We start from the raw sequence: 24,509 nt of genomic DNA on the forward strand, positions 1-24,509 counted from the left end.
TTCAGTGCAGGGTATTGGCGATGGCCTGATAACACAAGGTCATCAAACCACCGGGCATCAACCCAAGAAATAAAACCGCCAGACCATTGAGCGACAGCAGAGCACGCGCTCCGCCCACTCCACTTGCGCGCGAGGCCGAAAGCGCCGTGGGTGCATCAAAATACATCACCTTGATCACACGAATGTAGTAATACGCACCGATGACCGAGAGGATGACCGAGTACACCACCAGCCAGACCCGCCCGGTATTGAGCAGAATGGTGAGCACTTCGAGCTTGGCATAAAAACCAGCGAACGGCGGTATGCCAGCCAAAGAGAATAAAAGAAACGTCATGACACCTGCCATCCAGGGGTCAGTTTTGGCCAGACCGGCAAAATCGCGGATGTCTTCGGCCTCGAAACCTTCGCGCGCCAGCAGCAGAATCACGCCGAAGGTGCCCAGCGTGGTGAGCACGTAAATGACCATGTAGAACATCGCGCCGCTGTAGGCGGTGGAGGCGGAGAGCCCATTGCCGTTGAGCATGCCTGAGAGCAGCGCGAGGAGCACGAAGCCGATCTGGGCGATGGTGGAATACGCCAGCATGCGCTTGAGGTTGGTCTGCGCAATGGCTGCCAGATTACCCAGACCGATGGACAGCACCGCCAGCACCACCAGCATGCCCTGCCAGTCCATGGCCAGCGGGAACATGCCTTCCACCAGCAGACGAATCGCCATGGCGAAGGCCGCCAGCTTGGGGGCCGCGCCCACCATCAGCACCACCGCCGTGGGCGCGCCCTGATAGACGTCGGGAATCCACATGTGGAAGGGCACAGCTCCGAGCTTGAACGCCAGACCTGCAACGATGAACACCACCCCGAGCACGAGCACGGCGCGGTTGATCGGCTCGACCGCGATCATGCGGAAGATGGTGACCAGATCAAGCGAACCGGTGGCGCCATACAGCATCGACATGCCATAGAGCAGGAAACCCGAAGCCAACGCGCCGAGGATGAAATATTTCATCGCCGCCTCGGTGGACTGCGTGTGATCGCGGCGCAGCGCGACCAGGGCGTAGAGCGCGAGCGAGAGCAGTTCCAGCCCCAGATAGATGGTCAGCAGGTTGTTTCCCGAGATCATGATGAACTGCCCGAGCAGAGACAGAAGCACCAGGCTGAACAACTCGCCGCCCCACATGCCGCGATCCAGGGCGTAGCGCCGAGAGTAAACCAAGGTGACGATGGTGGCGATGACCGTGAAAAGCTTGAGCAGCATGGCCATCGGATCGACGATGAGTGCACGCGCCATGGCGAACTGCTGCATGCCCGAGGCGTAGTAAAGCCCGCAAAGCGCGCCGATGCCCACCAGTCCCAGCAGCGTCAGCCAATAGCTCACTCGGTGCTGCGCATCTTTGACGAACAGGTCGACGAGCATGACCACGCAGGCCAGCACGAGCAGGAGAATTTCCGGATAAATGGCGATCCAGTTCATGGCGGTTGTTGTCACTGCAATTTGGAAGACGCCGCAAACTGCAGCAGATGTTGCACCGAAGCCTGCATCGGATCGGTGAAGAATTTGGGATACACGCCCATCCACAGCACCGCGCCGACCAGCACGGCGAGCATGAAGAATTCACGGGCGCCGATGTCCTTGAGCGCGGCTACATGGTCATTGCCCACCGGCCCGAAATACACCCGCTTGATCATCCACAAGGTATAGCTCGCAGCCAGAATGAGCGTGGTCGCGGCCAGCAGGCCGATCCAGAAATTGAATTTCACCGCAGCCAGAATCACCATCCACTCGCCGACAAAACCGCTGGTGCCCGGCAAGCCGGCGTTGGCCATGCCGAACAGCACGGCCAGCGCGGCGAACTTGGGCATGGTGTTGGTCACTCCGCCGTAATCGGCAATCTGGCGGGTGTGCATGCGGTCATACAGCACCCCGATGGTCAGGAACATGGCGCCGGAAATGAAACCATGCGAGATCATCTGCACCAACCCGCCCTGCACACCCAGGTCGGAGAACAGGAAAAAGCCCAGAGTGACAAACCCCATGTGCGCGATGGATGAATACGCCACCAGCTTTTTCATGTCGGCCTGCACCAGAGCGACAAAACCGATGTAAATCACCGCAATGAGCGACAAGGCGATCATGACCGGCGCGAGCGCATGGCTGGCATCAGGCAGCATGGGCAGAGAGAAGCGGATGAAACCGTAGGCGCCGAGCTTGAGCATGATGGCCGCCAGAATCACCGAGCCGCCGGTGGGCGCTTCAACGTGCGCATCCGGCAGCCAGGTGTGCACCGGCCACATCGGAATCTTCACCGCGAAGGCGAAGAAAAAGGCGATGAAAATGAAAATCTGCGCCGTCATCGACAGCGGCACGTGGTACCAGTTGGCGATGTCGAAACTTCCGCCCGACTGCAGGTAAAGATAGATCAGCGCCACCAGCATGAGCAGCGAACCAGCCAGGGTGTAGAGGAAGAACTTGAACGCGGCATACACCCGCCGCGGCCCGCCCCAGATGCCGATGATCAGATACATCGGAATGAGCGTGGCCTCGAAGAACACATAGAACAGCAGGGCATCGGTCGCGGCAAACACGCCGATCATCAGGCCCGACAGAATGAGGAAAGCGCCGAGATAAAGGCTGACGCGATCTTTGATGACCTCCCAGGCGCTGATGATCACGATCACAGTCATCAAAGCGGTCAGCGGCACGAACCACAGCGACACACCGTCGATACCCAGCGCGTAATTGATGTTGAAAGGCCGAATCCAGGGCACGGACTCGACAAACTGCATGCCCGCCTGGGCGTTGTCGAAGCCGGTGATCAGCGGCAGGGTGATGAGAAAGGAGATCAGCGAGCCGATCAGCGCCAGCCAGCGCGCCGCCGCAGCGCGTTGCTCGCCCTGAACAAAGAGCAGCAAGACACCGAAGGCGATGGGAATCCAGATGGACAGACTGAGCAAAGGGAGAGATTGCATGCTTGTATCGCGCTTCGCTGTTATCGGATGAACCAGCCGGACAACAGCTTGCCCGGAACAAAATAGCCCATGAACACCACCACGCCGGCAATCATCGCCAGGGCGTAGTAATAGATGTAGCCGGTCTGCAGCAGGCGCACCACCCGTGCTGTCCAGCCGACCACGCGCGCCGTACCGTTGACCAGCAGACCATCGATCAGACCCACATCACCGCCTTTCCACAGGCCCGTGCCCAGCAGCCGCATGCCAGACGCCAGCACGTTCTGGTTGAACCAGTCGAAGAAGTAATTGTTTTCGAGCACGGTATAGATCGGCCCCAGCATGCGCCGCACAGCCTGCGGGAAGCGCAGGTTCACCATATAGCCGTAGTAGGCCGTGGCAATGCCGGCAAGCGCCAGCCACAGCGGCATCGACAACAAGCCGTGAATCATCATCTGAATCTGGCCGTGCCAGTGCTCAGCGAGATCCCGCATGGCCGGATGGGCCGCCGCGTTGACAAAAATAGAGTTCCCGAAAAAGTGCCCGTACAGCAGCGGCTGAATGAAAAGATAGCCTGCGAGGACGGACGGAATGGCCAGCATGATGAGCGGCACCGTCACCACCCACGGCGACTCGTGCGGCTCGTGAGCGCCATCGTGTCCGTGATCCTGCGCATGATCATGTCCATGCGCATCGTGCGCCACGTGCCGGAAGCGCTCTTCGCCATGGAACACCATGAAATACATGCGGAAGGTGTAGAGCGCGGTAACGAACACACTGGAGAGCACGGCGAAGTAAGCAAAGCCCGCTCCCGGCAGATCGCTGGCATGCACCGCCTCGATGATGCTGTCTTTGGAGAAAAAGCCAGCGAACGGCGGAATGCCGCTGAGCGCCAGACCGCCGATCAGGAAGGTGATCCAGGTGATGGGCATGTATTTGCGCAGACCGCCCATATGGCGCATGTCCTGGTCATGGTGCATGCCGATGATCACCGAGCCCGCCGCGAGGAACAGCAAAGCCTTGAAGAACGCATGGGTCATCAGGTGGAAAATCGCTACCGAGTAGGCCGAAGCCCCCAGCGCCACGGTCATGTAGCCGAGCTGCGATAGGGTGGAGTAGGCAATGACCCGCTTGATGTCGGTTTGCACCACGCCCAGGATGCCCATGAACAGCGCGGTGATGGCGCCGATGACCAAAATGAAAGACAGCGCAGTGTTCGACAACTCGAACAGCGGCGACATGCGCGCCACCATGAAAATACCCGCCGTAACCATGGTGGCAGCGTGGATGAGCGCCGAGATCGGCGTCGGGCCTTCCATCGAATCGGGCAGCCAGACATGCAGCGGGAACTGCGCGCTCTTGCCCATGGCGCCGATGAACAGAGAGATGCACGCCACCGTGATCAGCATCCAGTCGGTGCCCGGCAGATGCAACAGCGCCAGCTCCGGCCCCTTGGCGAAAATTTCGGTGTAGTTCAGGCTGCCGGTGTAGGCCGCCAGCAGACCAATGCCCAGAATGAAGCCGAAGTCGCCCACGCGGTTGACGATGAAGGCCTTCATATTGGCGAAAACCGCCGTGGGCCGCGTGTACCAGAAGCCGATCAGCAGATAAGACACCAGGCCCACCGCCTCCCAGCCGAAGAACAACTGCAGCATGTTGTTGCTCATCACCAGCATCAGCATGGAGAAGGTGAAGAGCGAGATGTAGCTGAAAAAGCGCTGGTAGCCGTCGTCATCGGCCATGTAGCCGATGGTGTAGATGTGCACCGCGAGCGAGACGAACGTGACGACAGCCATCATCAGCGCCGACAGGCCGTCGATCATGAAACCGACTTCCATGTGCAACTTGCCCACCACCATCCACTCATAAATCGTGGCGTTGAAACGGGCACCGTTGATGACGTCGTTGAGGACGATGAGCGACAGCACGAAAGACAGGCCGACCGAGAGCGTGGTCAGCCAGTGCGAAGCCGATCGGCCGATGCTTCGGCCGAACAGACCGACGATGATGGACGAGACGAGAGGCGCCAGTGCGATGACCAGCAGCAAGGTGGGATTCAGCGTGGCTTGCATCGATCAGCCCTTGAGTTGGTCGAGATCCTCGACGTCGATGGTGTTGAGGTTGCGGAACAGCACCACCAGAATGGCCAGACCGATGGCCGACTCCGCCGCAGCGACGGTGAGGATGAAGAACACGAACACCTGTCCGCCAAAATCCTGCAGGTAGTGCGAGAAGGCGATGAAATTCAGGTTCACCGCCAGCAGCATGAGCTCAATGGCCATGAGGATGACGATGAGATTGCGGCGATTGAGAAAAATGCCGACGACCGAGATAGCGAACAGAATGGCGCCGAGCACCAGGTAATGCGCCAGGGTGAGTGAACCGAGCATGGCTTACTCCTTGGGTTGGGCGGGCATGGATACAAGCCGCACGCGGTCTGCGCGGCGGGCCTTGATCTGCTCGGAAGCCGGCATATGCCGCACATCCTTGCGTCGGCGCAACGTGAGCGCGATGGCCGCGATGATGGCCACGAGCAAAATGACCGCCGCAATTTCCACCGCGAACAGGTATTGCGAATACAGCACCACGCCCAGCGCGCGGGTGTTGGACAGATGGGTGAGGGGATTGTCGGCAGAGGCCGCTGCCCCGACCTGCGCAGCGCGCGTCATGCCGCCAATCTGGAAGCCCTGCATCAGCACGGCGGCCATTTCCAGCACGATGAGCACGCCCACGAGCGCTGCGACTGGAAAGTAACGCCAGAACCCCTTGCGAATGCTGTCGAGGTTGATGTCGAGCATCATCACCACAAAGAGGAACAGCACCATCACCGCGCCGACGTACACCAGCACCAGCACGATGGCGAGAAACTCGGCGCGCAGCAGCAGCCAGATAGCCGACATCTGGAAGAACGCCAGCACCAGATAAAGCGCGGAGTGCACCGGGTTACGCGCCGTGATCACTCGCAGCGCGGCAAACAGCAGCACGGCGGAGAACAGGTAGAACAGGATGGTTTGAACGTCCATGGTCACAACAAGGGCCTTGCCGCAGCGCAAGCCGTCGGCCTAGAAACAGTGGGGACAATCGCCAGAGCCCGCCCATGACTTGCGGCGGGCTTCAGCGATCAGCGGTATGGGGCGTCGGCCTCCTTGGTGGCGGCGATGTCTTTTTCATAGCGGTCTCCCACGGCCAGCAGCATCTCTTTGGTGAAGTAGAGATCGCCACGCTTTTCACCGTGGTATTCAAAAATCGAGGTTTCGACGATGGAGTCGACCGGGCAGCTTTCTTCGCACAGCCCGCAGAAAATGCACTTGGTCAGATCGATGTCGTAGCGGGTGGTGCGGCGGGTGCCATCGTCACGCTGCTCCGATTCGATGGTGATGGCCAGCGCCGGGCACACCGCTTCGCACAGCTTGCAGGCGATGCAACGCTCTTCGCCATTGGGATAACGGCGCAGCGCATGCAGGCCACGAAAACGCGGCGACAGCGGCGTCTTCTCTTCGGGATACTGCACCGTGATCTTGCTCTTGAAGGCGTATTTGCCCGTCAGAGCCAGACCCTTGAAGAGTTCGACCAGAAAAAAGCTGTTGAAGGTGTCACGCAAAGCGGCCATGGTTCTGCCTCACTTCCAGATATTCCAGGGGGTTTGCATCCAGGCGGCCACCACGACAAGCCAGATGAGGGTGACGGGAATGAAAATCTTCCAGCCCAGGCGCATGATCTGGTCGTAGCGATAGCGCGGGAAGGTGGCCCGCAGCCAGAGAAACATGCTGACCACGACAAAAGTCTTTATGCCCAGCCAGATCCACCCCGGAATGAAACCGAGGAAGGCCACCGGTGCATCCCATCCGCCCAGGAACATGACCGTGGTGAGGATGGAGATCAGGATCATGTTGGCGTATTCGGCCAGGAAGAACATGGCGAAGGCCATGCCCGAATACTCGACCATGTGGCCGGCAACGATTTCCGATTCGCCTTCCACCACGTCAAAGGGCGCACGATTGGTCTCGGCCACACCGGCAATGAAATAGACCACAAAAATGGGCAGCAGCGGCAGCCAGTTCCAGGAGAGGAAGTTAAGGCCCATGGAGGCAAAAGTGCCATGGGTCTGCCCCATCACGATTTCGGTCATGTTCAGACTGCCGGACACCATGAGCACGATGACCATGGCGAAACCCATCGCGATCTCGTAGCTCACCATCTGTGCCGAAGCGCGCATGGCGCCCAGGAAGGCGTATTTGGAGTTCGACGCCCAACCGGCGATGATCACGCCATAGACCTCAAGAGAAGTGAGCGCCAGCAGCAGGAGCAGTCCGGCGTTCACATTGGCCAGGGCGACGTCCGGCCCGAAGGGTATGACCGCCCAGGCGGCCAAGGCCGGCATGATGGTCATCACCGGCCCCAGCAGGAACAGACGCTTGTTCGAGCGAAACGGGATGACGATTTCCTTGAGCAGCAGCTTGAGGCCATCGGCGATGGGCTGCAGCAGGCCGAACGGGCCGACGCGGTTGGGGCCGATGCGGATCTGAATCCAGCCGATCAGCTTGCGCTCCCAGAGCGTTAGGTAAGCGACGGCTCCCATCAGCGGCGCGACGATGACGATGATCTTGATCAGGTTCCAGACGATCGGCCAGGCTATCGGCCCGAGCAGGGATAGTCCGCCTTGGTTGAAGGATTCGAGCATGGTCAGCAGGATGCGTAGGATCGCGCCAGGCGCGCTTCATTCCCCTTGGGAGAGGGAAAACTTTGCGAACATTGTGAGGGCCACGAGTATTTCATCTCAGACCCTTTCAGGGCTTGCAGGGGCGGTGGGAACTGCGGCGGCAGGAACGGCAGCCACGGCGCTCACCCGCTCGACCTGAACCGCACCAGACATCGCTCCGAGCGAACCCAAAGGCGCCGCCTCGGCCCAGGCCGCAGCAATGCTGACCACGGTGGGGGCCAGCGCGTCGTCACAGCGCGCGGGCAACACCACGCTTTGCGCATCAACCGTATCAACCTTCACGCGCACCGAATCGCCGTTCTGCAGGCCGAGTTGCTCCCACAATGCGGTGGACACGCCCACCATGCGGGCGTTGCGCGCATCGCGCGTGCGTTGCAGGCTAGGCGCGCGACGCACGATGGTGTCGCTCGAATAGATCGGCACCGGGGCAAAACGCTCGATCGCAGGGGCCACCGAGGCAGGCAACTCAGATGGCAAGTCCAGGGGCGTGGACTGCGCCAGACGGGCGGCGATCTGGTCGGCGCCGCCTTGATCAACGCCACCCAGGCCCGCGAAGGCCTCAGTGCGAACCTCCGCAGCACTCTGGTAGTCGAAGCCCTGCAGCTCGAACAAATTGCCCAGCACGCGCAGCACTTTCCATCCGGGACGAGTCTCACCCAGAGGCTGTACGACGGGATTGAAACTCTGCAGCCGACCTTCGGCATTGACCAGGCTGCCCGCCGTTTCGGTAAAGGGTGCGATCGGCAGCATGACGTGCGCGTAGCCCTCAGCCGCGTCAACAAAGGGGCTGAACGAGACAATGAACTCGGCCTGCTCCAGCGCTTTGTGCAGGGCGACCGGCTCAGCGCTGTCTTCCTCCGGTTCGACGCCGAACAGCATCATGGCGCGCGGCGGCTGAGCGATGATTTTGGCGACATCACGGCCAAGAGCCAGGGGCGATACCCCCAGCAGCGCGGCGCCCACCGTGTTGCCCGCCTCAGTCAGATCACCGCAGATGCCGCCGACCTCACGTGCGATCCACTGCGCGAGGGCGCGCAGCGTCGCAGTCTGCGGATGTTGCACGGCTGAATCGCCGAGGAACACGGCCTTGTGTTCGCCGCCGAGCAGGCTGGCCGCGATCGCCTGAGCCTGAGCACTCGGCGTCGCCACGGCCTGAAGACCGGCCGGCGCCTCGATGCCCTTGACCTGAGCCACGGCACGCGCCACCCCAGCCAACTCGGCAACCCATAGACTGGGCGCAGCGGCAATGCGTGCGTGCAGGGGCATGAGCCAATCGTCGTTTGCCGCGTGCAGGGTGGAAATTTTGGCCCCGGCCTTGGCCGCTTGCCGCACGCGCGCCGACAGTAGCGGCTGCTCCTTGCGCAAGGTGCTGCCGATGAACAGAGCGGCCTGCAACTGCCCCATGTCGGCAATCGGCATGCCCAGCCAGGGAATGGCCGCTGCGTTGGCGTCACCGGAAAAATCGCTCTGGCGCAGACGAGTGTCCAGGCTGTTGCTGCCCAGCGCGGTCAGCAGTTTTTTCAGCAAATACAGCTCTTCCACCGTGCTGGTGGGCACGGCCAGGGCCGCCAGCGCGGCGCCGCCCTCCTGCCCCATGGCACGACGCAAGCCTTGCACGGTAAATTCGAGCGCGGTTTGCCAGTCGATTGACTTCCACTGCCCGTTTTCGCGGATTTGCGGCGCGGTCAATCGTTCTTCGCTGTTGAGCCCTTCGTAGGCGAAACGATCGCGGTCGGAGATCCAGCATTCGTTGACGGCTTCGTTCTCTTGCGGCACCACGCGCATCACGCGGTCGCCCTTGACCTGCACGATGAGATTGGCGCCCACGCTGTCGTGCGGGCTGATGGAAGCGCGGCGCGACAGTTCCCAGGTGCGGGCGCTGTAGCGGAACGGCTTACTGGTGAGCGCGCCGACCGGGCAGATGTCGATCATATTTCCCGACAGCTCGGAATCGACCGTGCTGCCGACGAAGGTCATGATCTCGGAATGCTCGCCGCGGTTGGCCATGCCGAGTTCCATGATGCCGGCAATTTCTTGGCCGAAGCGCACGCAGCGCGTGCACTGGATGCAGCGGCTCATCTCTTCCATGGCGATGAGCGGGCCCGCGTCCTTGTGGAAGATGACGCGCTTTTCCTCGGTGTAGCGCGAGGCCGAGCCGCCATAGCCCACGGCCAGATCCTGCAATTGGCACTCACCGCCCTGGTCGCAGATCGGGCAATCGAGCGGATGGTTGATGAGCAGAAACTCCATCACCCCTTTCTGCGCCTGAAGCGCACGCTCGGAATGGGTGCGCACGACCATGCCCTGCGCGGCCGGGGTGGCGCAGGCCGGCAGCGGCTTGGGCGCCTTTTCCACATCGACCAGACACATGCGGCAGTTGGCGGCGATGGTCAACTTGTGGTGATAGCAAAAATGCGGCACATAGATGCCGAGTTGCGTGGCCGCATCCATGACCATGGCGCCCTCGGGCACCTGGACTTTTTGACCGTCGATTTCGAGTTCAACCATGATGGTGCGTCCTGTGCAGAATCGGGACAAAGAGCGGCTCAAACATAGGCTGGCACGAGGCAGGTCTTGTGGGTGATGTGATGCTCGAACTCAGGCCGAAAGTGCTTGACGAACGACTTCACCGGCATGGCCGCCGCATCGCCCAGCGCGCAAATGGTGCGCCCGGCGATGTTGTCGGACACCGAGTTGAGCAGGTCGAGGTCTTCCATCCGTCCCTGGCCGTTTTCGATGCGGTGCACTACGCGGTACAGCCAGCCCGTGCCTTCGCGACACGGCGTGCACTGCCCGCAGGACTCATGCTGGTAGAAGTAGGACAGACGCATCAGCGACTTCACCATGCAGCGGGTATCGTTGAGCACAATCACCGCCCCCGAACCCAGCATGGAGCCTGCCTTGGCGATGGAGTCGTAATCCATGGTGCAGTCCATCATGATGCTGGCGGGCAGCACCGGAGCCGATGATCCGCCGGGAATCACAGCCTTGAGCTCGCGCCCTTCGCGCATGCCCCCGGCGAGTTCGAGCAATTTGGCAAACGGCGTGCCCATGGGCACTTCGTAGTTGCCCGGTTTGGCGACGTCACCCGACACCGAGTAAATTTTGGTGCCGCCGTTATTGGGTTTGCCCACTTCGAGATAAGCCTGGCCGCCGTTGCGGATGATCCACGGCACCGCGGCAAAGGTCTCGGTGTTGTTGATCGTGGTGGGTTTGCCATACAGGCCAAAGCTCGCGGGAAAAGGCGGCTTGAAGCGTGGCTGGCCCTTCTTGCCTTCGAGCGATTCGAGCAGCGCGGTTTCCTCGCCGCAGATGTAGGCGCCAAAACCATGCGCGGCGTGCAACTGGAAGCTGAAGTTGCTGCCCAGGATGTTGTCGCCCAGATAACCTGCATCGCGCGCCTGTCGCAGCGCTTCTTCGAACCGGTCGTAATCCTCGAAAATCTCGCCGTGGATGTAGTTGTAGCCCACGGTGATGCCCATGGCGAAGGCGGCGATGGTCATGCCTTCGATCACTGCATGCGGGTTGAAGCGCAGGATGTCACGGTCTTTGAAGGTGCCCGGTTCGCCCTCGTCGGAGTTGCACACCAGGTACTTCTGCCCCGGAAACTGACGCGGCATGAAACTCCACTTCAGCCCGGTGGGAAAACCAGCGCCACCTCTGCCACGCAAGGCCGAGGCCTTGACTTCCGCAATAACTTGTTCGGGCGTCCAGCCCTCGGTGAGAATTTTGCGCAGCGCCTGGTAGCCATCGCGCGCCAGGTAGCCCTGCAGATCCCAATTCTCGCCGTTCAGCCCGGCGAGGATCTGCGGCTGCAGATGACGGCCGTGAAAACAGCTTTCCTGCCCAGTGCTTTGTCCGAATGGCCGACTCATTTCGACTCTCCCTTGGCCGCCTCTGCGCGCAGTTCTTCCACCAGCGCATCCAGACGCTCGGGGCGCATGAAGCTGCACAGCCGACGATCGTTGACCAGCATGGCCGGGGCATCGCCGCAGGCGCCCAAGCATTCGGACTCTTGCAGGGTGAAAACTCCGTCGGGCGTGGTTTCGCCCAGCGCCACACCCAACTTTTCGCTCAAATACTGAGCCGCCGCTTCGCCGCCGCTCAGGGCGCACGGCAGATTGGTGCAGACGTTGAGCTTGAAGCGTCCGACCGGCCGGGTGTTGAACATGTTGTAGAAGGTCACCACCTCATGCACGGCGATCGGCGGCATGCCGAGGTAGTCGGCCACCGCCTTCTCGGCCTCGGGCGACACCCAGCCCTGCTCCTGCTGGACGATGGACAGCGCCGCGATGACCGCCGACTGCTTCTGCTCGGGCGGATATTTGGCCACTTCCAGGTCGATGCGCTGGCGGGTGGATTCGGACAACATCATGCGTTGCATTTCACAAGTGACAGGCGAGCGGTCCATCAGCGGTCGATCTCCCCGAAAACAATGTCGAGCGTGCCGATGATGGCCACGACGTCGGCGATCATGTGGCCGCGCGACATTTCATCGAGCGCAGCCAGATGGGCGAAGCCGGGCGCGCGGATCTTGAGACGATAAGGCTTGTTCGCCCCATCGGACACGAGATAGATGCCAAACTCGCCCTTGGGATGCTCGACAGCGGCATAGGCCTGGCCTTCAGGCACGCGCATGCCTTCGCTGAACAGCTTGAAATGATGGATCAGCGCTTCCATGCTGGTCTTCATTTCCTCGCGCGCGGGGGCCGCAACTTTATGGTTGTCAGTAATCACCGGGCCGGGGTTGGCCCGCAGCCAGTCCACGCATTGCTTGATGATGCGATTGGACTGGCGCATTTCTTCCATGCGCACCAGATAGCGGTCATAGCAGTCGCCGTTCTTGCCCACGGGAATGTCGAAATCCATGCGGTCATAGACGTCGTAGGGCTGGGTCTTGCGCAGGTCCCACACCACTCCGGAGCCGCGCAGCATCGGGCCGGTCATCCCCAGATTCATCGCCCGCTCCGGAGAGACCACGCCGATTCCCACCGTGCGCTGCTTCCAGATGCGGTTGTCAGTCAGCAGGGTTTCGTATTCATCGACATAGGCCGGGAAACGCTGGGTAAAGTCGTCGATGAAATCGAGCAGCGAGCCCTGGCGCCCGGCGTTGCGGGCCTCGACGGCTCGGGCATTGCGAATCTTCGACTCACCGTATTGCGCCATGCTGTCGGGCAGATCGCGGTAAACGCCGCCCGGGCGAAAATAGGCCGCATGCATCCGCGCACCCGACACCGCCTCGTACATATCAAACAAATCTTCGCGCTCGCGGAAGGCGTAGAGGAACACGGTCATCGCGCCGCAATCCAGCCCATGCGCGCCCAGCCACATGAGGTGGTTGAGCAAGCGGGTGATTTCGGCAAACATCACCCGGATGTATTGCCCACGCAGTGGAACCTCGACACCCAGCAGCTTTTCAATCGCCAGGCAGTAGGCATGCTCGTTGCACATCATGGACACGTAGTCCAGACGATCCATATACGGCAGCGCCTGGATGTAGGTCTTGTGCTCCGCCAGTTTTTCGGTCGCCCGGTGCAACAGGCCAATGTGCGGATCTGCCCGCTGCACCACCTCGCCGTCGAGCTCAAGCACCAGACGCAGCACGCCGTGCGCAGCCGGATGCTGCGGGCCGAAGTTGAGGGTGTAGTTTTTAATGTCAGCCATATCAGTGCCCTAAGCAGTACCCCGAGCTCAGCGCCCCAGACCTGCGCGACTGACACCGCCCAGACCCCCATAGCCCGTCTCGCGAATGACACGCGGAGTGATCTCGCGGGGTTCAATGGTGACAGGCTGGTAGATCACGCGCTTGCTGTCGGGGTCGTAGCGCATTTCCACCGTGCCGGAAAGCGGGAAGTCTTTACGGAAGGGATGGCCAATGAAGCCGTAATCGGTAAGGATGCGGCGCAAATCCGGGTGGCCTTCAAAAATGATGCCGTAGAGATCGAAGGCCTCGCGCTCGAACCAGTTGGCCGAGTTCCAGATGTCGTTGATCGAGGCTACCAGCGGCAGATCATCGTCGGCACAGCGCACGCGCACACGCAATCGCCAGTTGTGCTTGAGCGACAACAGGTGCACGACCACCATGAAACGGCCAGCCTCGTCGCGCACGGCATTGCCATATTGCGCGTAATCGACGCCGCAAAGATCGATGAGTTGCTCGAAATGCAGTTCGGCGTCATCGCGCAGAGCCAGACAAACGTCGCGGTAATGTGCCGGAGCAACGTCCAGGGTGAGTTCGCCCACGCTGGCCTGCAAGGCCACAATGCGCTCGCCCAATGCGGCGCGCAGCGCGGTGTCGAGTTGTTCGAGCTTGCTGGTCATGGCATCGATTTGCGAAGTGAATGAGGGCGCGTTTTAGAAGGCAGTTCAGCGCGCGATCGTTTCGGTTCTGCGGATCTTGTTCTGCAACTGGATCAGCCCGTAAAGCAGCGCTTCGGCAGTCGGCGGGCAGCCCGGCACATACACATCCACCGGCACGATGCGGTCACACCCACGCACCACCGAGTAAGAGTAGTGGTAATAGCCGCCGCCGTTGGCGCAAGAGCCCATGGAGAGCACCCAGCGCGGCTCGGCCATCTGGTCGTAGACCTTGCGCAGTGCGGGGGCCATTTTGTTGCACAGCGTGCCGGCCACGATCATCAAGTCGGACTGACGCGGACTGGGGCGAAACACGATGCCAAAGCGGTCCAGGTCATAGCGCGCAGCACCTGCATGCATCATTTCCACCGCGCAGCAGGCCAGACCGAAGGTCATGGGCCAGAGCGAGCCGGTGCGCGTCCAGTTGATCAGCTTGTCTGCGGAAGTCGTGATGAAACCTTCCTGCAGAACGCCTTCAATGCTCATGATGCTTTACTCCTCATCGATTCAGATTAGCGCTGTAGGGCAAGCCCAACCACGAGTCTATGTCGCAGGGACTCATTCCCAATCGAGCGCTCCCTTTTTCCATTCGTAAATGAAGCCTATCGTGAGGATGGCGAGAAAAATCATCATCGCCCAGAAACCAATCTGGCCAATGTCTTTCAGGGCGACGGCCCAGGGAAACAGGAAGGCGATTTCAAGGTCGAACAGGATGAAGAGAATAGCGACGAGGTAGTAGCGCACGTCGAACTTCATCCGCGCGTCTTCGAACGCTTCGAAGCCGCACTCATAGGGGGAGTTTTTCTCGGCGTCGGGATGACGCGGAGCGATCAGGTAACCGAGCAGTTGGGGCACCACGCCCACACCAATGCCCACCAGGATGAACAACAACACCGGCAGATACTGCTCAAGGTTCATCGCACTCCATCTCCTGTTGTTATTCGGGCGGATTCACACCCTGCCCTTCAATCTTTTGGTGCCGACGGCGAGACTCGAACTCGCACAGCTTTCGCCACTACCCCCTCAAGATAGCGTGTCTACCAATTCCACCACGTCGGCTCAAAACCGGATACCACCTGAACACCACCGCTTGACCTGCACGGCGAAAGTGGCCCAGCGCAACAAAACTTTTTACGGACAGTCCACAGCGATCATGAGGATCATCGCCGTTGTGTGGCCTATCTTCAGCGCGGCAGCTTAAAGCGCTTCATAAGGCGCGCTTACCTTACCCTTGCCGCCCCGTATCTTGTTTGTTACCGGATTTGCAAAACAAAAGAATCTTACATGCTTCCAATACAGCGAAGCAACACGCAACGGTCGGATATTGCTCTAACGCAATGCTCAACTACAGATCAGATTGACAAGTCGCAGAGCCTGTGTTTGCTGCGATGCACCATCAATGATGAGCGATGGTGCATGACACGCGAATTTACCGGCTCGCGGACGCCGCAGACGCGGCCGTCTTGGGCTGCGTGGTGGCTTGCGAAGCCTTGCTCACCGCGCTCGGCACCCCAGGAATTTCGCTGATCGGGCCCGCTGGTTTCGCGGGCGCTGCAACCGAGGCAACGGGCGCGGGCGCAGCGAGTTTTTCCATCAGTCCGCCATCGCCGGAATTGGCGCGGTTGCCGAAATACGCCATCATCAGCGTGGTAACGAAAAACAGTGTGGCGGCAACCGCTGTGCTGCGGCTCAAAAAATTCGCCGAACCGGTTGCCCCGAACAGGCTGCCCGACGCACCAGAGCCGAAAGAGGCGCCCATATCGGCGCCCTTGCCGTGCTGCATCAACACCAGAACGATCATCACCAGCGCAGACAGGATCTGCACCACCAGAGTCAAGGTCAAAAGAATTTGCATTTGTGCACTCATCCGCGCCAGGCGCGATTTACAACTTCACTTCACAAAGCAGGACGAACCTGCGAATCAATCAGTCTTGGCGCGTTGCCGCGGCGATCGCCAGAAAATCGGCCGCCTTGAGCGACGCCCCACCGATCAGGCCGCCATCGATGTCGGCCTGCGAAAACAACACCGCCGCATTGTCGGGCTTCACACTGCCGCCGTACAGAATCCGCACACCCGCAGCGGCTTCGCTCACCGTGCGCAGATGCTCCCGCAGCACAGCGTGCACTTCTTGCGCCTGCTCCGGGGTCGCCGTGCGGCCCGTGCCGATCGCCCAGACGGGTTCGTAAGCCACGACGATGCGCGATGTCTGCTCTCGCAAAAGATGGGTGACCGCCAGCAACTGACGCAGCACCACGGCACGGGTCAGCCCCGACTCCCGCTCAGCCAGTGTTTCTCCCACGCAAACGATAGGCGTCATACCCGCTTCGAGCGCACGCTCGGCCTTGGCCGCGACGAGCACATCGGATTCATGATGATCGGCACGGCGCTCGGAGTGGCCGACGATGACATAGCGGCAGCCAAAATCCTGCAGCATGCTCACGGACACTTCGCCCGTGTGTGCGCCACTTTGATGCACCGAACAATCCTGCGCCCCGAGCGCAACCTGGCTGGTCTGCAGCAGTTGTTGCACTTGAGAGAGATAGGGATAGGGCACGCAGATCGCCACTTCACAACGCGCGGTTCCTACGCCGGCAAGAACCTCGGCCAGCAGCGCGGCATTGCTCGCCAGGCTGCCATGCATTTTCCAGTTTCCTGCGACGAATTGCTGACGCATGCTTTGCTCCTGTCTGATGTCGTTTTACGGCGCGCGGTTCAAGACCAGCGCAGCACGAGTTTGCCAATGTGTTGCCCTTGCTCCATGCGCTGGTGCGCCTGCACGATGTCCTCGGCGGGGAATACCGCGTCGATCACAGGTCGCACACGACCTTGCTCGATCCAGGGCCAAACTGTTTTTTGCAAGGCCTGCGCAACGGCGCTCTTGAAGGCCACGCTGCGCGCGCGCAAAGTCGAGCCGGTAAGGGTCTGACGCCTGCGCATCAGCAGACCGGCATCGATTTCGGCCTTCACGCCCCCCTGCACGGCGATGACCACGAGCCGCCCCTCTTCTGCAAGGCAACGCTGCTCACGGGCGAGATAGCTGCCCGCCACCATGTCCAGAATGACGTCGGCGCCACGCTCTGCTGTGTGCGCCTGTACGGCCTCGACAAAATCCTGCGTGCGATAGTTGATGGCCAGTTCAGCGCCGAGTTGGAGGCAGGCGGCACATTTTTCGTCAGAGCCAGCCGTGGCGACGACGCGAGCGCCGCTAGCCACAGCCAATTGAATGGCCATCGTGCCAATCCCGCTGCTACCCCCCTGCACCAGCAGCATCTCACCGGCTTGCAAGCGCCCACGCTCGAACACGTTGTGCCAGACGGTGAATGCAGTTTCCGGCAGGGCAGCGCCCTCCTCCGCACTCAGCCCGTCCGGCAAGGGCAGGCACTGGCCAGTGGGCGCCACGCAATATTCGGCGTAGCCTCCCCCGGCGACGAGCGCGCAGACGAGATCGCCCTGGTGCAAATCGGTTCCCGCCAGATCGCCCGAGACGATTTCACCGCAGACTTCCAGCCCCGGAAGGTCGGGCGCACCCGCAGGCGGCGGGTACAGACCGCGCCGCTGCAAGGCATCGGGTCGGTTGACGCCGAACGCTCGCACGCGCAGCAACACCTCGCCCGCGCCGGCTTGCGGCATGGGCCGCTCGCAAAAACGCAGGACTTCAGGTCCGCCGGGCTGGGAGATTTCGATGGCGCGCATGAAACCCGTAGCAATCAGACGCCCGGCTCAAGGTCGGCCTCGGCGGCAGCGGGTGCCACGACCGGCTGCGCAGGCGCTGAGGAGGAATCCTCACCCAGCAGTGCCTTGATCGACAGACGGAAGCGGCCCTTGTCATCGGTTTCGATGACCTTGACGCGAACCTTCTGGCCCTCTTGCAGGAAGTCGCTCACCTTGTTGATGCGCTCGTTGGCGATCTGCGAGATGTGCAGCAGACCATCCTTGCCCGGCAGCACGTTCACCAGGGCGCCGAAATCGAGAATCTTGACCACGGCGCCGTCATACACCTGACCGACTTCCACTTCGGCAGTGAGGTCGATGATGCGCTGCTTGGCGATAGTGGCCTTGTCGGCGTCGGTCGAGGCGATGGTGATGGTGCCGTCCTCGCCGATGTTGATCTGCGTGCCGGTTTCTTCGGTGAGCGCACGAATGGTGGCGCCGCCCTTGCCGATGACATCGCGGATGCGCTCGGGATTGATCTTCAGGGTGTAGAGACGCGGCGCGAACTGCGAAACCTCTTCACGCGCACCGCCGACTGCCTGCTGCATGACGCCCAGGATGTGCATGCGGGCTTCGCGCGCTTGTGCCAGCGCCACCTGCATGATCTCGCGGGTGATGCCCTGAATCTTGATGTCCATCTGCAGCGCGGTCACGCCCGAAGCCGAACCCGCCACCTTGAAGTCCATGTCGCCGAGGTGATCTTCATCGCCCAGAATGTCGGTCAACACCGCAAAGCGGTTGCCTTCCTTGATCAGGCCCATGGCGATGCCGGCCACATGCGCCTTCAGCGGCACACCGGCGTCGAGCAGTGCTAGGCAGCCGCCGCACACCGAGGCCATGGACGAAGAGCCGTTGGACTCGGTTACTTCCGACACCACGCGCATGGTGTAGGCGAAGTCTTCTTTTTTCGGCAGCACCGCCAGCAACGCGCGCTTGGCCAGGCGACCATGGCCGATTTCGCGGCGCTTGGGCGTGCCCACACGGCCCGTCTCGCCCGTGGCGAACGGCGGCATGTTGTAGTGCAGCAGGAAGCGGTCGCGGTATTCGCCGCCCAGCGCATCGATGATCTGCGCATCCTGGTCGGTGCCCAGCGTAGCCACGGCCAAAGCCTGGGTTTCACCGCGGGTGAACAGTGCGCTGCCATGCGTGCGCGGCAACACCGAAGTACGGATGCTCAAAGGACGCACGGTGCGGGTGTCGCGACCATCGATGCGCGGCTCGCCCGCGAGAATCTGGTCACGCACGATGCGCGCTTCCATGTCGAACAGGATGCCGTCGACCTTGGCCGCATCAGCGGCGATACCCGCCTCGGCCAAACCGGCATGCACCTTGGCCGCCGCTTCGCGCAAGGCCTGCGTGCGCGCCTGCTTCTGGGTGATTTTGTAGGCGGCGCGGATATCGTCACCAGCCAGCGCCTGAATGCGGTCGATCAGCGCCTGATCTTTCTCGGGCGCGGCCCAGTCCCAGGCGGGTTTGCCGCCATCGCGCACCAACTCGTGGATGGCGTTGATCGCCGTCTGGAACTGCGCATGGCCGAACATCACGGCTTCGAGCATGACCTCTTCAGACAACTGATCGGCCTCGCTCTCGACCATCAGCACGGCCGATTCCGTACCCGCCACCACCAGTTCGAGGCGACTGTCGGCCAGTTCGGCGCGGCTGGGGTTGAGCACATAGTTGCCGTTGACATACCCCACGCGGGCGGCGCCCACCGGGCCATTGAACGGCAAGCCCGACACCGCCAGCGCGGCGCTCGAAGCCAGCAGGGCCGGAATATCGGCTTCGACCTCCGGGTTGATGGACAGCACATGCACCACCACCTGAACCTCGTTGAAAAACCCCTCAGGAAACAAGGGGCGGATCGGGCGATCGATCAAACGCGAGGTCAGCGTTTCGTTTTCGCTGGGGCGGCCCTCCCGCTTGAAAAAGCCACCGGGAATGCGGCCCGCCGCATAGGTCTTCTCGATGTAATCGACGGTCAGGGGGAAAAAATCCTGCCCCGCCTTGGCCGTACGCGCGCCCACCACCGTGGCGAGCACCACGGTATCGTCCATATTGAGCAGCACCGCACCGCTGGCCTGGCGCGCAATCTCGCCCGTTTCCATCGTGACTTGATGGCGTCCCCACTGGAAGGTTTTGACGACTTTGTTGAACATGGCTAACTCCTTGATCAAGGCGCAACTGCGGTCTTCGTCCTGAGGGTCGAAGATCGCCACGAGCAGCGCCCGTTAAAAACCTGGCGGAGTGATGCCATTCCAGCGACGCCCGGCTACCCGGCGCGTCGGTGGAATGACACGGGTCACACCGCCCCCTTGAAACCCACGCCGCACCCCATCAGAGGCGCGACGCTTCAAACCTTGCAAACCACAACGCCCATACAAAAAACGCCTGTGCCGACAAACTCACACAGGCGTTCTTGCAAAGCAGGCACTTACTTACGCAGACTGAGCTTGGCGATCAGGGCGCGATAACGATCAGCGTCCTTGTCTTTCAGGTAGTCGAGTAACTTGCGACGGCGGCTCACCATCTTGAGCAGGCCACGACGACCATGATGATCTTTGGCGTGCGTTTTGAAGTGATCGGTCAGATGATTGATGCGCGCGGTCAGTAAAGCGACCTGCACTTCCGGAGATCCGGTATCACCCGTACCACGGGCATTGTCGGCGACGATTTGCGCCTTGTTGATTTCTGCAACAGACATGTCAGTTTCCTAGTAGAGAACACGCGAACGCAGAAGAAACCATCCCGCGCCGTGAAGATGAAAAGCCGCTGATTCTAACCTGAACTGAAATCGCCACAACTTGAATCGACGCACAGCCTGACCTACAACCTCGCAGCACTCATGAGAACACGCAGGGCCGCCCCCAAGTTTTCTTGTCCACCTCACAGCTTGCAAGCCGCTCGGATTCGGCTCCGTCCAAGCTGCCACAGGGCAGCTTGGAGCCGCGGGCCTCATCCCCCTCGGGGGACCTGACGCGAACGCGGCAGATCTGGGGCGCGATTGGGGAACTTGAAAACTGTCACACTGGCGGCATATCCTGGTTATCGGGGCTTCGATCCCCTATTTCTTAAGGAGAATCCTCATGGCTTATTCCATTACTACCCCATCCAGCCGTTCTTCTCTCTATAGCAGCGGTTTGGAGCCTGTTTTTGGTCGGCTGTTCGATCAGGCATTCCGCGACTTTTTCGCCGCGAGCGACAGTCCTGATCAGGCCTTGAAAAAGCTCAGCATGGATGTGACCGAGACCGACAAGGGCTATACCGTCCACGCCGATCTTCCGGGTATCGAAAAAGACGCGGTCAAAATCCAGATTGATGGCCCGCGCGTCACCATCTCGGCCGAGTCGAAGAAGGAAGACGAGAAGACTGAGGGCGGCAAGGTGATCTACCGCGAACGCAGCGCAAGCCAGTTTTATCGCTCTTTTGAACTGCCCGCCGAGCTAGACGCCGCCGCTGCAGAAGCGAAGCTGGAAAACGGCGTGCTCACCCTCACCCTGCCGCGCAAAGCACAAGCCGTAATTCAGCAAATTGCGGTGAAGTAAGTCGCCCGTTGGGAACGGCAGCGCACCGCCGCTCCCAACGGTCAAGCGCTTGCAGCGCCAGCACGCAGGCTGTGGATTTGTTCACAGCCTGCGTATTTTCGTGGCGCTTCGGCGCGGGCAAACGGCGCGAACGGGTTTACAGTGCGTTAATAAACCCATCAACGCACCGATCACCGCGCTATGCGCCTTCAACTTCTGTCCGATCTGCATCTGGAAACCGAGACCTTCGCGCCGCAACCCGCGCCCGATGCCGATCTGTTGGTTCTTGCGGGCGATATCGATGCCCATCACACCCAGATCGACCTGTTCCGCGACTGGCCGGTACCGGTCATTTACGTGCCTGGCAACCACGAGCATGACCACAAGGATTTTGATCAAGCCCTGGACGCGTTGCGCGAGCGCTGCGACCGTCTGGGCTTCACCATGCTGCACCGCGAGCAGACTCGAATCGAACACCAGGGACGCACCATCCGGGTGCTGGGTACCACGCTGTGGAATGATTTCGAGCTGTTCGGCGCCGAGGGCATCGAGCGCTGCATGCGCGCAGCTCGCTACTTTGCCGAACAGGTGCAATGCGCCACACGCCACGGCAAACCCATGGGCGTGGCCGAGCTACGCGAAGAAGGGCTGGTTTGCCGTGACTGGTTGCGCGATCAACTGACCAATCCCGCCCATCTCTCGGATGCAGACGACGCCACTCTGGTCATCACCCATTTCGCGCCCAGCCTGCGCAGCAACGACGCGCGCTATCCCGTCAACGCCTCGACGGCGAGTTTCTGCAACGCCTATGACGATCTGATTCCACACAGCACACTGTGGCTGCACGGCCATCTGCACTGTCGGCACGACTACCGGGTGGGCGCTTCGCGAGTGGTGTGCAACGCCCGCGGTCTGGCGAGCAAGGGCGAGGACAGCGACTTTCAGCCGCAAGGCGTGTGGGAAATCTAGCCCGAAACGGCTTTTAGGCCGCCCCGATCTGCGTCAAATCCCAGCGCGGCAGCACATCGAACGGCCCGGCCGCACGGGCCGCTTCCGGGTGCGCCTGCAAGCGCAGGGCGCCGGCCAGGGCAATCATCGCGCCGTTGTCGGTGCACCATTCCAATTCGGGAAAAAACAAGGCCACACCGCGCGCCGACAGCGTCGCAGCCAGTTTCTCCCGCAATTGCCGGTTCGCGCCCACGCCGCCCGCGACGACCACCGACCTTCTTTTTGTCGCTTGCTGCGCGCGCGCGGTTTTGTGCACCAGCACATCGGTGATCGCTTCTTGCGCGGCTGCGGCCAGATCGGCCCGAGCCTGTTCGCACAGATTCGAGCCCAGGCCGCGCACCCGCGTAAGCACGGCGGTTTTCAAACCAGCAAACGAAAAGTCGAGATCCGGGCTGTGCATTTTCGGTCTCGGAAGATCGAACGCGGCCGGATTGCCGAAGGCTGCGAGCCGGGCCAGTTCCGGCCCGCCGGGATAACCCAGCCCGAGCAATTTCGCCGATTTGTCGAAAGCCTCGCCGGCCGCATCATCGACCGTCTCGCCCAGCAGGGCGTACTGACCGAAGGCCTGCACATCGAGCAGCATGGTGTGCCCGCCAGACACCAGCAGCGCGAGGAAGGGGAAGGCAGGCGGCTGCTTCGAAAGCAGGGGAGACAACAGATGCCCTTCGAGGTGATGAACCCCGATCAGCGGCTTGCCCAGCGCCATGCCCAAAGCCGAGGCCACGCCCGCCCCGACCAGCAGCGCCCCTGCCAGCCCCGGCCCGCGGGTGTAGGCGATGGCGTCCACCTGATCCAGCCGCACCCCGGCCTGCTTGAGAGCCAGGTCGGTCAAAGGCAGTAGGCGGCGGATATGGTCGCGCGAGGCCAGCTCAGGCACCACCCCTCCATAGGCCTGATGCATATCGACCTGCGAATGCAGCGCGTGACCGCGCAGACCCGCATCGGTGTCGTACAGTGCGGCGGCGGTTTCATCGCACGACGTTTCAATTCCAAGAACCAGCATGCCCGGCAGTCTAGCCTTCCCAACCACCTTCCGCTCCTCCGCATCTCATCAGCCCCGCTTCGACGCCGTCATCATCGGTGCGGGCGCAGCCGGGCTGCTCTGCGCCGCACTGGCCGGACACCGTGGGCGGCGCGTGCTGTTGCTCGACCATTGGCCCAAGGTCGCCGAGAAAATCCGCATCTCCGGCGGCGGGCGTTGCAACTTCACCAATCTGCACACGCGCCCTGAAAACTTCCTTTCAGGCAACCCGCATTTCTGCAAATCGGCGCTCTCCCGATACGGGCCGCAAGACATCATCGCGCTGCTGCGCAAGCACCGCATCGGCTTTCACGAAAAGCACAAGGGACAGCTGTTTTGCGATGACTCGGCGGAGCAACTCATCACCGCACTGCTTGAAGAATGCGCAGCAGGCCAGGTGACACACTGGCAACCGTGCGCGGTGGAAGCGGTCGAAGCCGCCGCCCCCGGCTTTCGCGTGCGCACCGCAAAAGGCTGGGTGAGCACTGACGCCCTGGTTGTCGCCACCGGAGGGTTGTCGATTCCGCAGATTGGCGCCAGTCCGTTCGGCTATCAACTCGCCGAGCAATTCGGCCTGCCGATCGTCCCGCCCCGCCCTGCCCTGGTGCCGCTGGCATTCGATCCGGCATTGTGGGCCCCGTTTGCCGACCTCAGCGGCGTCTCGCTCGAGGTGGACATTCAGACGGACTACGAGCATCGCACCGTCAATTTCCGCGAAGACTTGTTGTTTACCCACCGCGGACTCAGCGGCCCGGCGATCCTGCAGTCTTCGAGTTACTGGCAAGCGGGCAAACCGCTGCGGATCAACCTGATGGGCGAAGTCTCCGAAGCGGCGTGGATTCAATCCAAGCAGGGCAATCGGCGCACCCTCGCAGGCGAACTCAGCCAACACCTGCCGCAACGCCTGGCCCACGCCCTGTGCGCACAGACCGGCGACGCTGACCGTCGCATGGCTGATTTCAGCGACAAAGCGCTGCGAACCCTCTGGCAACACTGGCACGCCTGGCCCGTGCTGCCCAGCGGCACGCTGGGCTGGCGCAAAGCCGAGGTCACCGCCGGAGGCATCGATACCCGCGCACTCTCGTCATCGACTCTCATGGCGATGGATGTCCCGGGGCTGCATTTCATCGGCGAAGTCGTCGACGTCACCGGGTGGCTTGGCGGCTACAACTTCCAGTGGGCCTGGAGTTCCGCCGCCGCCTGCGCGCAGGCGCTCTGATGCCGTCT

23 protein-coding genes and 1 tRNA gene are annotated in these 24,509 nt (G+C 61.5%); 3 read left to right on the forward strand and 21 right to left on the reverse strand.

Annotation, left to right across the window (positions count from 1 at the left end; translation table 11 throughout):
• Position 1 precedes the first annotated feature (1 nt).
• The 20 genes from nuoN to rpsO form a co-directional block, all read right to left on the reverse strand.
• Complete coding sequence (gene nuoN / locus THI_RS12035) at positions 2-1,468, reverse strand: NADH-quinone oxidoreductase subunit NuoN (RefSeq protein ID WP_013106528.1); 1,467 nt, start codon at positions 1,466-1,468, stop codon at positions 2-4.
• 11 nt (positions 1,469-1,479) lie between these two features.
• Positions 1,480-2,964 (reverse strand): NADH-quinone oxidoreductase subunit M, encoded by a 1,485-nt coding sequence (locus tag THI_RS12040; RefSeq protein WP_013106529.1) that lies wholly within the window; start codon positions 2,962-2,964, stop codon positions 1,480-1,482.
• A 20-nt stretch (positions 2,965-2,984) separates the two neighbouring features.
• On the reverse strand, positions 2,985-5,015 hold the full coding sequence (nuoL, locus tag THI_RS12045) for an NADH-quinone oxidoreductase subunit L (RefSeq protein ID WP_013106530.1): 2,031 nt from the start codon (positions 5,013-5,015) through the stop codon (positions 2,985-2,987).
• A gap of 3 nt (positions 5,016-5,018) precedes the next feature.
• Positions 5,019-5,333, reverse strand: a complete 315-nt coding sequence (gene nuoK, locus THI_RS12050; protein WP_013106531.1) for an NADH-quinone oxidoreductase subunit NuoK — start codon at positions 5,331-5,333, stop codon at positions 5,019-5,021.
• Between the two features lie 3 nt (positions 5,334-5,336).
• Positions 5,337-5,966, reverse strand: a complete 630-nt coding sequence (locus tag THI_RS12055) for an NADH-quinone oxidoreductase subunit J (protein ID WP_013106532.1) — start codon at positions 5,964-5,966, stop codon at positions 5,337-5,339.
• Positions 5,967-6,064: 98 nt separating this feature from the next.
• On the reverse strand, positions 6,065-6,553 hold the full coding sequence (gene nuoI / locus THI_RS12060; RefSeq protein ID WP_013106533.1) for an NADH-quinone oxidoreductase subunit NuoI: 489 nt from the start codon (positions 6,551-6,553) through the stop codon (positions 6,065-6,067).
• A gap of 9 nt (positions 6,554-6,562) precedes the next feature.
• Positions 6,563-7,624, reverse strand: coding sequence for an NADH-quinone oxidoreductase subunit NuoH (nuoH, locus tag THI_RS12065; protein WP_013106534.1), 1,062 nt, complete (start codon positions 7,622-7,624; stop codon positions 6,563-6,565).
• A 96-nt stretch (positions 7,625-7,720) separates the two neighbouring features.
• A complete protein-coding gene (gene nuoG / locus THI_RS12070; RefSeq protein WP_013106535.1) occupies positions 7,721-10,171 on the reverse strand; it encodes an NADH-quinone oxidoreductase subunit NuoG in 2,451 nt (816 codons plus the stop codon).
• Positions 10,172-10,209: 38 nt separating this feature from the next.
• The gene (gene nuoF / locus THI_RS12075) at positions 10,210-11,538 is read right to left on the reverse strand and encodes an NADH-quinone oxidoreductase subunit NuoF (protein ID WP_013106536.1); all 1,329 of its coding nucleotides are present in this window, start codon (positions 11,536-11,538) and stop codon (positions 10,210-10,212) included.
• Positions 11,535-12,035, reverse strand: coding sequence for an NADH-quinone oxidoreductase subunit NuoE (gene nuoE, locus THI_RS12080; RefSeq protein WP_041608708.1), 501 nt, complete (start codon positions 12,033-12,035; stop codon positions 11,535-11,537). The genes nuoF and nuoE overlap by 4 nt, the downstream gene beginning before the upstream one ends.
• Before the next feature lie 38 nt (positions 12,036-12,073).
• Entirely contained in the window at positions 12,074-13,327 is a 1,254-nt protein-coding gene (locus tag THI_RS12085; protein WP_013106538.1) for an NADH-quinone oxidoreductase subunit D, read from the reverse strand.
• 27 nt (positions 13,328-13,354) lie between these two features.
• Complete coding sequence (locus THI_RS12090) at positions 13,355-13,984, reverse strand: NADH-quinone oxidoreductase subunit C (protein ID WP_013106539.1); 630 nt, start codon at positions 13,982-13,984, stop codon at positions 13,355-13,357.
• Positions 13,985-14,029: 45 nt separating this feature from the next.
• Positions 14,030-14,506: a NuoB/complex I 20 kDa subunit family protein gene (locus tag THI_RS12095; RefSeq protein WP_013106540.1), complete on the reverse strand. Its 477-nt coding sequence runs from the start codon at positions 14,504-14,506 to the stop codon at positions 14,030-14,032.
• A gap of 72 nt (positions 14,507-14,578) precedes the next feature.
• A complete protein-coding gene (locus THI_RS12100) occupies positions 14,579-14,938 on the reverse strand; it encodes an NADH-quinone oxidoreductase subunit A (protein ID WP_013106541.1) in 360 nt (119 codons plus the stop codon).
• A 56-nt stretch (positions 14,939-14,994) separates the two neighbouring features.
• A tRNA-Leu gene (locus THI_RS12105) sits at positions 14,995-15,079 on the reverse strand.
• Between the two features lie 370 nt (positions 15,080-15,449).
• Positions 15,450-15,875, reverse strand: a complete 426-nt coding sequence (secG, locus tag THI_RS12110; protein WP_013106542.1) for a preprotein translocase subunit SecG — start codon at positions 15,873-15,875, stop codon at positions 15,450-15,452.
• Positions 15,876-15,945: 70 nt separating this feature from the next.
• Positions 15,946-16,695 (reverse strand): triose-phosphate isomerase, encoded by a 750-nt coding sequence (gene tpiA / locus THI_RS12115; RefSeq protein ID WP_013106543.1) that lies wholly within the window; start codon positions 16,693-16,695, stop codon positions 15,946-15,948.
• A 38-nt stretch (positions 16,696-16,733) separates the two neighbouring features.
• On the reverse strand, positions 16,734-17,714 hold the full coding sequence (locus THI_RS12120; protein WP_013106544.1) for an NAD(P)H-quinone oxidoreductase: 981 nt from the start codon (positions 17,712-17,714) through the stop codon (positions 16,734-16,736).
• A gap of 14 nt (positions 17,715-17,728) precedes the next feature.
• Positions 17,729-19,888 carry a polyribonucleotide nucleotidyltransferase gene (gene pnp / locus THI_RS12125; RefSeq protein WP_013106545.1) on the reverse strand — a complete coding sequence of 720 codons (2,160 nt, stop codon included), beginning with the start codon at positions 19,886-19,888 and terminating at the stop codon, positions 17,729-17,731.
• Between the two features lie 275 nt (positions 19,889-20,163).
• Positions 20,164-20,433 carry a 30S ribosomal protein S15 gene (gene rpsO / locus THI_RS12130; protein ID WP_013106546.1) on the reverse strand — a complete coding sequence of 90 codons (270 nt, stop codon included), beginning with the start codon at positions 20,431-20,433 and terminating at the stop codon, positions 20,164-20,166.
• Positions 20,434-20,815: 382 nt separating this feature from the next.
• Between rpsO and THI_RS12135 the strand changes: the two genes are divergently transcribed.
• Positions 20,816-21,274, forward strand: coding sequence for an Hsp20/alpha crystallin family protein (locus tag THI_RS12135; RefSeq protein WP_013106548.1), 459 nt, complete (start codon positions 20,816-20,818; stop codon positions 21,272-21,274).
• Positions 21,275-21,454: 180 nt separating this feature from the next.
• A complete protein-coding gene (locus THI_RS12140; RefSeq protein WP_013106549.1) occupies positions 21,455-22,222 on the forward strand; it encodes a metallophosphoesterase in 768 nt (255 codons plus the stop codon).
• Between the two features lie 13 nt (positions 22,223-22,235).
• On the opposite strand, the gene tsaD is transcribed toward THI_RS12140, so the two are convergent.
• The gene (tsaD, locus tag THI_RS12145; RefSeq protein WP_013106550.1) at positions 22,236-23,264 is read right to left on the reverse strand and encodes a tRNA (adenosine(37)-N6)-threonylcarbamoyltransferase complex transferase subunit TsaD; all 1,029 of its coding nucleotides are present in this window, start codon (positions 23,262-23,264) and stop codon (positions 22,236-22,238) included.
• Between tsaD and THI_RS12150 the strand changes: the two genes are divergently transcribed.
• A complete protein-coding gene (locus THI_RS12150) occupies positions 23,263-24,501 on the forward strand; it encodes a BaiN/RdsA family NAD(P)/FAD-dependent oxidoreductase (protein ID WP_013106551.1) in 1,239 nt (412 codons plus the stop codon). The two genes, tsaD and THI_RS12150, sit on opposite strands and share 2 nt — an antisense overlap.
• Positions 24,502-24,509: the final 8 nt, after the last annotated feature.

This window comes from Thiomonas arsenitoxydans, from assembly GCF_000253115.1.
In the GTDB taxonomy this organism is placed as follows: Bacteria; Pseudomonadota; Gammaproteobacteria; order Burkholderiales; family Burkholderiaceae_C; genus Thiomonas; species Thiomonas arsenitoxydans.

What these genes read in the sequence shown, in the direction of transcription:
- THI_RS12150 (WP_013106551.1), top strand. Translation starts at nt 23,263, where the DNA reads ATGCCCGGCAGTCTAGCCTTCCCAACCACCTTCCGCTCCTCCGCATCT.
- nuoF (WP_013106536.1), bottom strand. Translation starts at nt 11,538, where the DNA reads ATGAGTCGGCCATTCGGACAAAGCACTGGGCAGGAAAGCTGTTTTCAC.
- tsaD (WP_013106550.1), bottom strand. Translation starts at nt 23,264, where the DNA reads ATGCTGGTTCTTGGAATTGAAACGTCGTGCGATGAAACCGCCGCCGCA.
- THI_RS12100 (WP_013106541.1), bottom strand. Translation starts at nt 14,938, where the DNA reads ATGAACCTTGAGCAGTATCTGCCGGTGTTGTTGTTCATCCTGGTGGGC.
- nuoE (WP_041608708.1), bottom strand. Translation starts at nt 12,035, where the DNA reads ATGTTGTCCGAATCCACCCGCCAGCGCATCGACCTGGAAGTGGCCAAA.
- nuoH (WP_013106534.1), bottom strand. Translation starts at nt 7,624, where the DNA reads ATGCTCGAATCCTTCAACCAAGGCGGACTATCCCTGCTCGGGCCGATA.
- rpsO (WP_013106546.1), bottom strand. Translation starts at nt 20,433, where the DNA reads ATGTCTGTTGCAGAAATCAACAAGGCGCAAATCGTCGCCGACAATGCC.
- nuoG (WP_013106535.1), bottom strand. Translation starts at nt 10,171, where the DNA reads ATGGTTGAACTCGAAATCGACGGTCAAAAAGTCCAGGTGCCCGAGGGC.
- nuoK (WP_013106531.1), bottom strand. Translation starts at nt 5,333, where the DNA reads ATGCTCGGTTCACTCACCCTGGCGCATTACCTGGTGCTCGGCGCCATT.
- THI_RS12085 (WP_013106538.1), bottom strand. Translation starts at nt 13,327, where the DNA reads ATGGCTGACATTAAAAACTACACCCTCAACTTCGGCCCGCAGCATCCG.
- THI_RS12090 (WP_013106539.1), bottom strand. Translation starts at nt 13,984, where the DNA reads ATGACCAGCAAGCTCGAACAACTCGACACCGCGCTGCGCGCCGCATTG.
- THI_RS12120 (WP_013106544.1), bottom strand. Translation starts at nt 17,714, where the DNA reads ATGCGCGCCATCGAAATCTCCCAGCCCGGCGGACCTGAAGTCCTGCGT.
- nuoI (WP_013106533.1), bottom strand. Translation starts at nt 6,553, where the DNA reads ATGGCCGCTTTGCGTGACACCTTCAACAGCTTTTTTCTGGTCGAACTC.
- THI_RS12040 (WP_013106529.1), bottom strand. Translation starts at nt 2,964, where the DNA reads ATGCAATCTCTCCCTTTGCTCAGTCTGTCCATCTGGATTCCCATCGCC.
- tpiA (WP_013106543.1), bottom strand. Translation starts at nt 16,695, where the DNA reads ATGCGTCAGCAATTCGTCGCAGGAAACTGGAAAATGCATGGCAGCCTG.
- nuoL (WP_013106530.1), bottom strand. Translation starts at nt 5,015, where the DNA reads ATGCAAGCCACGCTGAATCCCACCTTGCTGCTGGTCATCGCACTGGCG.
- THI_RS12135 (WP_013106548.1), top strand. Translation starts at nt 20,816, where the DNA reads ATGGCTTATTCCATTACTACCCCATCCAGCCGTTCTTCTCTCTATAGC.
- THI_RS12140 (WP_013106549.1), top strand. Translation starts at nt 21,455, where the DNA reads ATGCGCCTTCAACTTCTGTCCGATCTGCATCTGGAAACCGAGACCTTC.
- THI_RS12055 (WP_013106532.1), bottom strand. Translation starts at nt 5,966, where the DNA reads ATGGACGTTCAAACCATCCTGTTCTACCTGTTCTCCGCCGTGCTGCTG.
- nuoN (WP_013106528.1), bottom strand. Translation starts at nt 1,468, where the DNA reads ATGAACTGGATCGCCATTTATCCGGAAATTCTCCTGCTCGTGCTGGCC.
- pnp (WP_013106545.1), bottom strand. Translation starts at nt 19,888, where the DNA reads ATGTTCAACAAAGTCGTCAAAACCTTCCAGTGGGGACGCCATCAAGTC.
- secG (WP_013106542.1), bottom strand. Translation starts at nt 15,875, where the DNA reads ATGCAAATTCTTTTGACCTTGACTCTGGTGGTGCAGATCCTGTCTGCG.
- THI_RS12095 (WP_013106540.1), bottom strand. Translation starts at nt 14,506, where the DNA reads ATGAGCATTGAAGGCGTTCTGCAGGAAGGTTTCATCACGACTTCCGCA.